This is a genomic window from Ruegeria sp. BHSB064 (assembly GCF_059613205.1).
In genome coordinates this window covers 1-10,781 of record NZ_JBXWSB010000133.1, presented here as the reverse complement: position 1 = coordinate 10,781, position 10,781 = coordinate 1, and the positions used below count along the sequence as shown (strand labels likewise).

At 51.8% G+C, this 10,781-nt stretch carries 11 protein-coding genes; 9 read left to right on the top strand and 2 right to left on the bottom strand.

The window, feature by feature from the left end:
* From AC2FNU_RS21240 to rfbA, 5 genes are all read left to right on the top strand, one after another.
* Positions 1-1,028 (top strand): hypothetical protein (locus AC2FNU_RS21240; protein WP_496792215.1); only part of this gene is annotated, 1,028 nt, incomplete at its 5' end.
* Positions 1,029-1,447: 419 nt separating this feature from the next.
* Positions 1,448-2,017: a dTDP-4-dehydrorhamnose 3,5-epimerase gene (gene rfbC / locus AC2FNU_RS21235; protein ID WP_496792213.1), complete on the top strand. Its 570-nt coding sequence runs from the start codon at positions 1,448-1,450 to the stop codon at positions 2,015-2,017.
* Positions 2,014-3,054 (top strand): dTDP-glucose 4,6-dehydratase, encoded by a 1,041-nt coding sequence (rfbB, locus tag AC2FNU_RS21230; RefSeq protein ID WP_496792212.1) that lies wholly within the window; start codon positions 2,014-2,016, stop codon positions 3,052-3,054. The genes rfbC and rfbB overlap by 4 nt, the downstream gene beginning before the upstream one ends.
* Positions 3,051-3,914 carry a dTDP-4-dehydrorhamnose reductase gene (gene rfbD / locus AC2FNU_RS21225; RefSeq protein ID WP_496792210.1) on the top strand — a complete coding sequence of 288 codons (864 nt, stop codon included), beginning with the start codon at positions 3,051-3,053 and terminating at the stop codon, positions 3,912-3,914. Before rfbB ends, rfbD begins: the two co-directional genes overlap by 4 nt.
* Before the next feature lie 18 nt (positions 3,915-3,932).
* A complete protein-coding gene (gene rfbA / locus AC2FNU_RS21220; RefSeq protein ID WP_496792209.1) occupies positions 3,933-4,799 on the top strand; it encodes a glucose-1-phosphate thymidylyltransferase RfbA in 867 nt (288 codons plus the stop codon).
* A 141-nt stretch (positions 4,800-4,940) separates the two neighbouring features.
* On the opposite strand, the gene AC2FNU_RS21215 is transcribed toward rfbA, so the two are convergent.
* Positions 4,941-5,804: a glycosyltransferase family 2 protein gene (locus tag AC2FNU_RS21215; RefSeq protein WP_496792207.1), complete on the bottom strand. Its 864-nt coding sequence runs from the start codon at positions 5,802-5,804 to the stop codon at positions 4,941-4,943.
* Here AC2FNU_RS21215 and AC2FNU_RS21210 point away from each other — a divergent pair, their 5' ends adjacent.
* The 4 genes from AC2FNU_RS21210 (at position 5,805) to AC2FNU_RS21195 (ending at position 9,966) form a co-directional block, all read left to right on the top strand.
* Positions 5,805-6,155: a hypothetical protein gene (locus AC2FNU_RS21210; RefSeq protein ID WP_496792205.1), complete on the top strand. Its 351-nt coding sequence runs from the start codon at positions 5,805-5,807 to the stop codon at positions 6,153-6,155. It abuts the gene before it with no gap.
* Between the two features lie 231 nt (positions 6,156-6,386).
* Complete coding sequence (locus AC2FNU_RS21205; protein WP_496792204.1) at positions 6,387-7,295, top strand: class I SAM-dependent methyltransferase; 909 nt, start codon at positions 6,387-6,389, stop codon at positions 7,293-7,295.
* Complete coding sequence (locus tag AC2FNU_RS21200; RefSeq protein ID WP_496792202.1) at positions 7,295-8,560, top strand: glycosyltransferase WbsX family protein; 1,266 nt, start codon at positions 7,295-7,297, stop codon at positions 8,558-8,560. Before AC2FNU_RS21205 ends, AC2FNU_RS21200 begins: the two co-directional genes overlap by 1 nt.
* Positions 8,561-8,913: 353 nt before the next feature.
* On the top strand, positions 8,914-9,966 hold the full coding sequence (locus AC2FNU_RS21195) for a glycosyltransferase WbsX family protein (protein WP_496792200.1): 1,053 nt from the start codon (positions 8,914-8,916) through the stop codon (positions 9,964-9,966).
* Positions 9,967-10,020: 54 nt separating this feature from the next.
* Here the strand turns inward: AC2FNU_RS21195 and AC2FNU_RS21190 are convergent.
* On the bottom strand, positions 10,021-10,781 hold a 761-nt coding region (locus tag AC2FNU_RS21190), incomplete at its 5' end, for a TylF/MycF/NovP-related O-methyltransferase (protein WP_496792198.1).

Below are 10,781 nucleotides of genomic sequence, written 5' to 3'. Positions count from 1 at the left end.
GTGTCATCGATGATGTCAGGGACGTTGAAGCAAATTATGGTGTCGACCTGAACTCCGATGGTCAAATCGGCCATTTCACGACCAACATTGAATCCAATGGATCTACGACCCTCGGATTCACAACGCGAAACGTGTATCTGATAAATGGCACCGTCAAGCTCGCTTTGGGTGATGGCTCCACAGTTGGGCCCCACAGCATTGCCGGGTGGCAAGCCGTTCAGGCCGAAGCCGCATCAGGCGGAGGTTACACAGTTCTCTGGCAAAGCGCCGGTGGTGTCTATGGTGAATGGATCGTCGATGCTTCTGGTCGACTTCAAAGTAGCAGTGTCATCGATGATGTCAGGGACGTTGAAGCAAATTATGGTGTCGACCTGAACTCCGATGGTCAGATCGGCCATTTCACGACAATTATCGAATCCAATGGCTCCACCACACTTGGGTATTCCACACGTGGTGTCTATGTGATCGGTGGAAGCATCGATTTGACCGATGCTGACGACGCTTTGGTCGGACCCAGCAGCATTGCCGGGTGGCAAGCCATTCAGGCCGAAGCCGCATCGGGCGGAGGCTACAGAGTTCTCTGGCAAAGCGCCGGTGGTGTCTATGGTGAATGGACCGTCGATGCTTCTGGCAAATTTCAGACAAGCGTTATTATCACCGACGTCTCAAGTGTCGAAACCTTCTATGGCGCCGATATCGATGGCAGCAGTACAATCGGAAAGGCGCTGCCAAAGCTGGCAACGACAGCGTCCGCCGAGCCGAAACTGGTGTCTGTAGATCAGGCTTTGGACCTGACCGATTGGGACGAGACCACCGAACTTTTGAAGTTTGTACCCGAAATGACCGCTGATGCAGACGCTGAGGACATTTATACACTGGTGGAAGCGCTCAGTGCTGGGGGTTCGGCGCTGCCCGGTGTCGACGGCCAAGTCGACTTTAAATGGTTCAATATTCCAGAGAACGCAGGAGATAGAGACGTCGAACCGTTGATTGCAACTTTGTTCGAGGAAGATGGTTTCCTTCTCTAGGGGCCTCACGGCCCCGGAAGTGACTGAACAAACACACGGTAACAGCGCGAAGTGTCGATTACCCTTAATACGCGATAGCATCAGGTTCGGGAATCGCTGAGTCAAAGCGTCTTGGCGATCCTCACACCCGAATGCGCATCTCTTTGCTATGGCAAAATGCGCCGGATCAGATTGACGCCTCTAGCTTGAAATGGCGGCAACACGACTCACCACTACCACTCGCGCAATCGCGTTTTTGACTCCGCATTGGCCTTAGCAAACAACGGCACCAACATGGCGGACGTAAACATAAGTCTTCTGGAACATGGCTCTACAGCCAAAAATTGCCTATTCTGGAACATGGGCTGTGGTGAAACCAGACGACATATGACATAGCTTCTGAGACCTAAAGACCGCTTAAAGAGAAGAAATTAGCAACGATGGAAATAGTCGCGCTTTCCATTCCGGACGTGAAGGTGATTACCCCGAGGCGTTTTGGCGATCATCGCGGGTTCTTTGAAGAAACTTACAATGCAGACAGTTTTGCCGCTGCTGGCATAGACACACCGTTTGTTCAGGACAATCACTCGCTGTCCAGCGCAGTAAACACTGTTCGAGGGCTGCATTTCCAGGCACCACCCCGTGCGCAGGCCAAGCTGGTACGCTGCGGGCGCGGCAGGCTGTTCGACGTTGCCGTGGACATACGAAAAGGGTCTCCAACCTATGGCAAATGGGTTGGCGAGGAGTTGAGCTTTGAGAACGGACGCATGCTGTTGGTGCCCGCAGGTTTTGCACATGGTTTCGTGACCTTGGAGCCGAACACCGAGATCGTTTACAAATGCTCCGACACCTACGCGCCGGAAACGGAAGGTGCCCTTCTGTGGGATGATCCCGATGTCGGAATAGATTGGCCGCGCAGCAGCTCTGCGCCCCAACTCTCCGAAAAAGACAAGGTTGCACCTGTTCTTCGTGATTTAGACTCCCCTTTTGTGTTTGAGGCAGGACAATGAAAATTCTTGTTACGGGTGGTGCCGGTTTTATTGGCTCTGCCGTTATTCGGCGCGCAGTTTCGGACGGGCATTCTGTCGTCAATGTTGATGCGCTGACTTATGCTGCTTGCCTGGACAATGTTGCGTCGGTCGCCGATTCTCCGGCCTATGCATTTGAACACGCTGATATTCGGGATGCCGAGGCGATGTCTGCCATCCTGGACAAGCACCGTCCCGATGCGATCATGCATTTAGCTGCAGAAAGCCATGTGGACCGTTCGATAGATGGACCTGCAGCCTTTATCGACACAAATATTACAGGCACATACGTTTTGCTGGAAGCCGCGCGCGCCTATTGGCAGAACGCAGGCCGCCCGGAAAGTTTCAGGTTCCACCATATTTCGACGGATGAGGTGTTCGGGTCATTGGGGGCAACCGGTTTTTTCACCGAGGATAGCCCGTACCAGCCAAATTCGCCCTATTCCGCTTCGAAAGCGGGATCAGATCATCTGGTCCGAGCTTGGCGGGAAACGTATGGCCTGCCGGTGGTTCTGACCAATTGCTCGAACAACTATGGGCCCTTCCAGTTCCCGGAAAAGCTGATCCCTGTGGTCATCCTGAACGCTTTGTCCGGGCGGCCGATCCCAATTTACGGGAAGGGTGACAACATACGCGATTGGCTACATGTTGAGGATCATGCCGAAGCGCTGTTGCTGGTACTGGAAAAAGGCGAACTTGGTCGCAGCTATAATATCGGTGGCGAAAACGAGATGACCAATCTCGATCTCGTCAGGATGCTGTGCGAAATTCTGGATCGACTGAAACCTGGCTCTGCGCCCTATAGTGATCTGATCACGTTTGTTGCGGATCGTCCGGGCCATGATCGCCGTTATGCCATTGATCCGACCCGTGTCCGTGAAGAGTTGAACTGGCGTCCGTCATACACCCCTGAAACCGGACTTGAACAAACCGTTCAGTGGTATCTGGACAACGCAGACTGGCTGAATGCCTTACAAGCACGCAGCGGTGTGGGAGAGCGTTTGGGGACTGGAAAATGAAGGCACTGATGTTTGGGCATAGCGGCCAAGTGGCCACCGAACTGCGTCGCCGCGCGGACAGCCATGGTATAAAGGTCGAAGCACTGGATCGCACCAAGGCGGACTTGTCCAACCCCTCGCAATGCGCGGAGGCTGTCCAAGCTACCGATGCTGACGTCATTATCAATTCAGCGGCCTATACTGCGGTAGATAAGGCTGAAGAAGAATTCGATCTGGCGCAACGGATTAATGCAGACTCGCCCGGCGCAATGGCACGCGCGGCTGCAGCGCGGGGTCTACCTTTTCTGCACATCTCAACGGATTATGTGTTCGACGGATCCGGCACAACCCCTTGGACAACCGATCACCCGACAGCGCCTTTAGGCGCTTATGGCAAAACCAAGTTGGACGGCGAGCTCCAGATCGCTCAAGCGGAGGGATGGCAGGCCATTCTGCGTACCAGTTGGGTATTTTCGGCCCATGGGAAGAATTTTGTCAAAACCATTCTCAGACTTGCTGAAACCCGCGACAGATTAACAATTGTCGCCGACCAAATCGGCGGACCAACACCTGCGGCGGCCATTGCCGACGCTCTTCTTGTCTTGGCCAATAACCAAACAGGCGCTGAAGGCGGGCTTTTTCATTTTTCCGGCGCTCCTGATGTCAGTTGGGCGGACTTCGCTCGCGAGATTATTGCGCAGTCAGGTCTGACCACTCAGGTCGAAGATATCCCGACGACGGACTACCCTACCCCGGCCCCCAGACCGCTGAATTCGCGCATGAACTGCGATCGCCTGAACGCCGTATTTGGAATTCGCAGACCAGATTGGAAAATCGGCCTGAACCAAATATTGCGCGAACTGAATTCAGCCGCCAGCTGAACCCTGAAAGGACAAAGCATGCAACGTAAAGGCATTATTCTTGCCGGAGGGTCCGGAACACGGCTTTATCCGATCACTATGGCGGTTTCTAAGCAATTGCTGCCAATCTATGACAAGCCGATGATCTTTTATCCTCTGAGTGTTCTGATGCTCGCGCAAATTCGCGAGATTGCCATCATCACAACACCTCAGGATCAGGATCAGTTCCAACGCATGTTGGGCGACGGCAGTCAGTACGGGCTGTCGATCACCTGGATTGTTCAGCCTTCCCCAGACGGCCTTGCACAAGCATACACTCTGGCCGAGGACTTTCTGGCAGGCGCTCCATCCGCACTGATCTTGGGCGACAATATTTTCTTTGGTCACGGACTGTCCGACCTTCTTCTGGAAGCGGACCAATTGAAACGTGGGGGGACCGTCTTTGCCTATCGCGTGGCCGATCCCGAACGCTATGGGGTCGTGGATTTCGAAGGTTCGAAAGCACGTGCGATCATCGAAAAACCCGAAGTGCCGCCATCGAACTATGCGGTAACTGGTCTATACTTCCTGGACGGAGACGCTCCGGCGCGGGCACATGAAGTGCAACCTTCAGAGCGCGGCGAATTGGAAATAACATCGCTTCTAGAGATGTATTTGCAAGAAGGTTTGCTGGATGTGCAGACCATGGGACGCGGATTTGCTTGGCTGGATACCGGCACGCATGGCTCTTTGTTGGACGCGGGCAATTTCGTACGGACCATCGAGGCGCGTCAGGGTATGCAGACCGGAAGCCTGGACGAAATTGCATGGGCAAATGGCTGGATTGACAATGAAGCGCTTGAAGAACGCGCGCGACTGTTTGCCAAGTCAACCTATGGTGCCTATCTGAAGCAATTGCTGGACTAGAGGCGAAATCCCCGACGTGACATCGGAGTGTTAACGCAGAAAGCCTCGGTTTTCGCCAGTCGGACTGCGTTTGCGGGCCACAGCTTTTTTTGGGCTTCTTGAATTATCATCAAAAGATGAATGCGTTATTGGTGCCGGGTTTCAAGCTGAGTGGGACTTGAAAGGAACCGGGCGAACACTTCGGCTCTGCCAAACTCCGCGCAAAAACGAACTTTGTTTTGAACGCTTTCGGGCTGAAAACAACACGACCGGTGACAGCATCTGCAAAAGTGCGGTTGCAAGCGCTCGGGGGAAAGCAAATGGAACGTTGTGTTTCCGAGCCACGTACACTCGCGATTGTCCCATAAAGAACCCCTTCAACCCGGCAACCACGGCGTTGCTGGGCGAAGAAGTGCCTTGAACATGCGTAACTTGCGCATCATGAAGATAGTACAACGGACCACAAACGGCCTTGAGCCGAAGGCTTATGTCATCGTCTTCGTGGTACAGAAAGATCTCCGGATCAAACCCCCCGACAGTTTCAAAAGCGGAACGACGAACCAACAGAGCCGCACCGAGAAGAACCGGGAGTTCCAGATCACCGTCAACCTTTTTAGTGCGCAGCGCTTCACTGCGTGGCGTAATAACACTGGAACGACGAAAACTCGGTTTTCCGGATTTGTTCAGGATCCTCGGATTAAAGGCAGATGCGGTGGGGTAACGATCCGCACCCGCCTGCATGGCGTCCAATGCCCCAGGCAAAAGTATGGAATCAGGGTTCAGAAACAGAATCAGATCAGTATGCGCACGTTCAGCACCCAGGTTGCAGGCAATACCAAACCCCTTGTTTTCGTTGTTTCTAAGCAAAGTAGCCCCGTGCGCATCGGCCAGTTCCTGTACTTCTTCGACATCATCCGAGGCGTTGTCTACCAATATCATGGGTATGCCATCCGGAATGGAGTTCAGCATTTCGGGCAAAACACTGCTGCTGTTGAAGCAAACACTTATGATGGTGATCTGTGACAAATGCGCCTGCTGCCTAGCATAAAAAGTGTGCAGTACGTGATCTTAAACACCAGTCGGGTCAACCCCATTTCTGAAACGTCACCTTTTTGTACGCGCTATTCTGAACACAAAACAACCGTGTTGATACAAAAACGCCTTATACAAATTATACTAAAGCGTTGTTCCAATTTGGTTTTTGCGGCGAAAACGGCCGAGCATCCTGAAAAAGGACGCATCCACGGGCAAAACGCGAGCGCCAGTGTGAAGCGGAAAATGGCATCAAAAATGTGCGTTGAACCCGGTTTGAGCAGTGCTGAACACTACGACCACTGGTGCCGTAGTGGAAAGGTTGCATGTGTCATACCATCTTGAGGTAATTGTTGGCAAAAATGCGCGCAGATCACCGCTTTGGCCTTGGAATGCTGTAGCGCCGACATTGTCGTTCCTGAATATCTGTGCGAAGGTGTTGAAGGTTCTTCAAAGACAATCTGGAGGTGCCACGTCGATACTGACACTTACTTGTAGAGTCTGGGATTGCCGAATAAACCCAAACGATATAGCAGCCATATTCTAAATCGATATCAGCGTCACGGAAGTAATATTGTGAGCGAAAAACACACCTACGAATACGACATTGACATGAACAGCGATGTGGCGCCGGCTCGTGTGCTACGCATGGTGAAACCAGGATCAAAGGTTCTCGAGATTGGCGCTGGACCGGGCTCGATCACACGGCATCTTTCCGGGACATTGGAATGTGACGTTGTAGCGCTTGAAATCGATCCTACTGCAATCGAAAAACTGAAGCCCTTTGCGCGTTCAGTGTACCCGATGGACTTAAACGATGCCGCATGGAGCGACGTGGTTCGTGAAAAAGACGGGTTGTTTGATTATGTGATAGCGGCAGATGTATTGGAGCACGTTTACGATCCCTGGTCTGTCCTTTCAGGCATGAAATCTCTGTTGAACGACAACGGATCTGTGATCCTTTCTTTGCCGCATGTTGGTCACGCCGCAGTTGCTGGATGTTTAGTTGACGAAGACTTTGAGTACCGCGATTGGGGCCTGCTGGACCGAACGCATATTCGGTTTTTCGGCATAAAAAACGTACAGCACCTGCTTGCTTCGCAAGGAATGAGCATCGAACAGGCCGAGTTTGTTGTGCGAAGCCCGGAAATGACGGAGTTTTGCCACCGTTGGAGCCGTCTGCCAAATGACGTGCAAACCGCCTTGCAGCGGAACCGCTTTTCCCACGTTTTTCAGGTCATCAGCCGATCCGTTCCGAAAGAGCGTGCTGAGAACGACCTCTACTTGATGAATCTCCCCGTTGAGCGACCCGATCAAGAGACAGTAGAGTTGTGGACGAACATGATGGCGGGTCTGCCTGTGTCTGAAGATATAGATCTTCAGTCTACAATCGGTGCAGCAAACTCTAACGAGATCATAAAACCCGGCCCTTTGGCCAAAAAGAAAAAGAAGTCACTTGCACGGCGTTTGGGGTTGAAGAAGTAATGACCTCCAAAAATGCCAATCGTGAATTCGAAAATATCCGTACGATTGCTTACTACCTACCTCAGTTTCATCCAATTCCGGAGAACGACGAATGGTGGGGTAAAGGCTTTACCGAGTGGACCAATGTAACCAAGGCAAAGCCGCTTTTTACCGGACATTACCAGCCGCACTTCCCGAGCGATCTTGGCTATTATGATCTGCGGGTTCGAGAAACCCGGCTTGAACAAATCGAAATGGCCAAGGCAAGCGGTATTGATGGGTTCTGCTACCATTACTATTGGTTTTCAGGCAAACGCCTGCTTGAACGCCCGGTCGATGAAATGCTTGCGGACCCAGACAGCGACATGCCCTTTTGCCTGTGCTGGGCAAACGAAAACTGGACGCGCCGCTGGGATGCTGCTGAACATGAGATACTGATCGCACAAAAGTATGCGCCCGAGGACGATCTGGAGTTCATCAAATCGATCGAACCGTTCTTTCGCGACCCACGCTACATCACGATTGACGGTGCACCGATTCTGATCGTGTACCGCCCTCAGCATCTGAAAAATGCTCTCAAGTCCGTGCAGGTTTGGCGTGACTATTGCGCGTCTGTCGGGATTCCAAAAATTCACCTGACCTGCGCGCTGACACATCGAAATTGGGATTACGCCTCGTTCGGGTTTGACTCCGGTGTTGAGTTCCCACCGCATGGGATCAACGTACCGAACCTATCAGCAGAGGTGGACCTGCACGGAGACTTCCAAGGGTTGTGCGTCGACTTCTCAACGATTGCGGAACAGTATCTTGGCCACAAATATGGGCCGGAAAACAACGTTTACCGCTCGGTTTTCCCGTCATGGGACAACACAGCCCGGCGCAAGGAAAACGCAATGGTTGTATTGAACGGAACCCCTGAAAATTACGAATACTGGTTGTCGAGCGCGTTGCGGCAAACAGCTCAGGACTTTCCTGGTCAGGAGAGATTGGTCTTTGTAAACGCCTGGAACGAGTGGGCAGAAGGATGCCATCTGGAGCCTGATCGAGAGTTTGGGCACGCGTTCTTGGACGCGACTCAATCCGCTCTTCGGGGGTCCAAGCTGACGGGATGGACACATGTTGGTGTTCCAAAAGAATCGCAGCGGAGTGACAGCACCAAAGGTGCTGCAAAACCAGTACCGTATGGTGCGAACAAGTCGCTGCCCAAACGAGCATTTCGACTTTTGCGTGATACGGTCAGCGGTCGGCTGCTTAAAGAATGGCTGGCAAAGTCTCGCACAAAATAAATGCAGAGAGTGGGTCGTTTGCATGTTAAGTGTTGATGCATCTATGTGAGCTTAAGTTGGTTCAGTCCAAAGCTTAGAAAGACATCTGTTGCCCGGAAGCACCGAAGCGCTTGAGTACGAGAATATCTATGCCTATCAAAGATACCCTGCTTTTCTATGTGCTTTCGGCAGCTTCGAAACTCAGCCCCCCTCTTTCATCACGTACCGCTCGGAGGTTTCGAAACTCGGCCAAAAAAAGAGACCCGAGACGAGCAACAAAACACAAACAGCATTTGGGTCGGCAAGGCTTTGAGGGCGCCGTTCGAGCTGATGAGTTTGTCCCATTCGATCCGCAACCAAAAGCTGAACCAGCGGTGCGGGCAATTGCACATTACTTGCCGCAGTTTCACCCGTTCAAGGAAAATGATCAATGGTGGGGCAAGGGTTTCACGGAATGGACCAATGTTGGCAAGGCGATCCCGAACTTTCCGGGCCACTACCAACCGCATTGCCCTATCCACTTGGGCTATTACGACTTGCGAGTGCCTGAAATCATGGTCGAACAAGCCCGGATAGCAAAAGCATACGGGATCGGTGGCTTTTCCTATTACTATTACTGGTTTGCTGGAAAAACTCTGATGGAAGATCCGTTAGAGAAGATGCTGAGCAACCCTGATGTTGACATACCCTTCTGCCTGACTTGGGCCAACGAAAACTGGACACGCCGCTGGGACGGGCGCGAGCACGATGTACTAATTTCGCAGAACCACTCAATAGAAGATTCAATAAACCTTCTGCGTCACATCCGTAAGTATTTTGACGACCCGCGATACATCCGGATAGACGGAAGACCTGTATTCATCGTTTATCGAGCGAATATTATTCCTGACATTCAGGAGACAACAAAGGCTTGGCGTCAAGAGGCGCAACGCTGGGGCGAGACTGACCTTTATCTCATAGCAGCCCAGACTTTTGACATCGGGAACCCCCAGGAACTTGGCTTTGATGCCGCGATGGAGTTTCCGCCCCATCAGGTGAAGCGCACCGATATCACAGATGAGATGGGCGTTTACAACCCCGAGTTCACCGGTGCCATTTTGGACTATAACGCCGTGGTTGACGCAGAACTTGGCAAAAGTGAACCGGATTATAAGCTGTTCCGGTCATCAACGCTTTCCTGGGACAATACCGCCCGCAATCAGGATGCGCCGCGCATTATGGGCAGGTTTTCGATTGAAGCTTACAAACGCTGGACAGCTCATTTGGGCAATCAGGTCCTAACGCAGGAAAAATACAGCGCTGACGAAAAAATTGTCTTCATCAACGCATGGAATGAATGGGCAGAAGGAACACATCTTGAACCGGATCAACGGTATGGGTTTGCCTATCTTCAGGCAACCTACGATGCGTTACCCAAGAAACAGTAAGTTCGTTGGGTTCTTTGCGTTTTGCCAAAGAACCCATCACATTTTGTTTTTGTACTATCGAGTTTTTTGGAAAAACACGCCAACGCCGTCGATTTCATGAATTGCTGGGGGTGTGTATCCGATTTCGTCCAAATAGTCATGCACGGCCGCCTTGGCGGCGGGAACGACGTGATAATCATCCACAATGATCCAACCACCTTTCGAGATTTTTCCAAAAAGGTGCTTTAACGGATCTATCGTCGATTCATACATGTCACCATCAAGTCTAAGAACCGCGATTTGCTTGCTTGGGACCAAAGGCATCGTGTCTTTGAAAAAGCCTTCGATGAAAACAACTTGATCGTCCAGAAGATCAAATTTTTCAAAATTGGAACGGACCGCATCTGCAGAAACTGCCAAAGCATCGTATTTGTGAAAATCCGACCCCTTGTCGTGGGGATACAAATCTTCATTCGGCTCAGGAAGACCCTGGAAGGAGTCGCACAAAACTACGCGACGATCGTTTATGCCGTATGCGAAGAGTACAGCTTTGGCAAAAATGCTCGCACCGCCGCGCCAAACCCCGGTTTCCACAAAATCTCCCGGAACTTTGTTTCCAATAACCGACTCGACCAAAGTGCGTACGTTAGCCAGACGCTTGCTGCCAACCATTGTGAACGCCACAGACGGCCAATCCCATCCATGTTCACGGTTCACCGGGTTGTAGTCCGGTTTGGTATCACCAATCAAAATTGGCGGGTCCTCGTAGATCGTACCGTCCAGAGTACGAGCGACCGTGGTCAAGTATTTTTCGCGGAGATCGTGAAACATTTTAG